This window comes from Microvirga arabica, assembly GCF_016811235.1.
Lineage (GTDB): Bacteria > Pseudomonadota > Alphaproteobacteria > Rhizobiales > Beijerinckiaceae > Microvirga > Microvirga arabica.
In genome coordinates, this window is sequence record NZ_JAFBID010000236.1 from 1 (window position 1) to 570 (window position 570).

Below are 570 nucleotides of genomic sequence, written 5' to 3' on the forward strand. Positions count from 1 at the left end.
GATTTCGTTGACAAAGTCGGCATCCGGACGGGCTGGGACAGCGATGCAGCTTGCCTTGTTGAGGCTAGGATTGTGGTGAGGTGTATCCCTCAGGTCTTCTCAGGCTTCTTGGGTCATCTGAGGCCCTGGTGAAGTGACCTGCTTGGCGAGCTTTCTCAGGTTCTGGGCGGTTGCTGCCAGCAGGAACTCGTCCTGAGCCCCGCACGGACCGCGCAGCCGCAGACGTCCCATCTTCAGGATCCGCTTGAGATGCGCAAACAACATCTCGATGCGCTTGCGGCCCTGACGTGACCGCTCGAAGGCCGGCGTGCCCCTCAATGAGCGCGCCACCTCACGGGCATGCTCATAGATGCTGCGCGGGATCTTGCGGGCCGGCGTGTTGGGACAGCACTGCTGCTTGAGATGACAAGGACCACAGTCAAAGGTGCTGCCCCTGTAGAGGCGCGTCGTGCCCTCGTTCACAACCGTGCCGCTGGTCGTCAGGGTCTTGCCCTCAGGACAGGTGTAGGCGTCCGCCTCAGCATCATAGCTGAAGTCAGATCGCGAGAAGGTGCCATCCTGGCGCTCGGA

General features: G+C 61.6%; 1 protein-coding gene. It reads right to left on the reverse strand.

All coding sequences use genetic code 11. The annotated features are described in order from the left end of the window. Positions 1 to 99 precede the first annotated feature (99 nt). The coding region (locus JQC81_RS32670) for a transposase (protein ID WP_203275901.1) at positions 100 to 570 on the reverse strand (471 nt) is incomplete at its 5' end.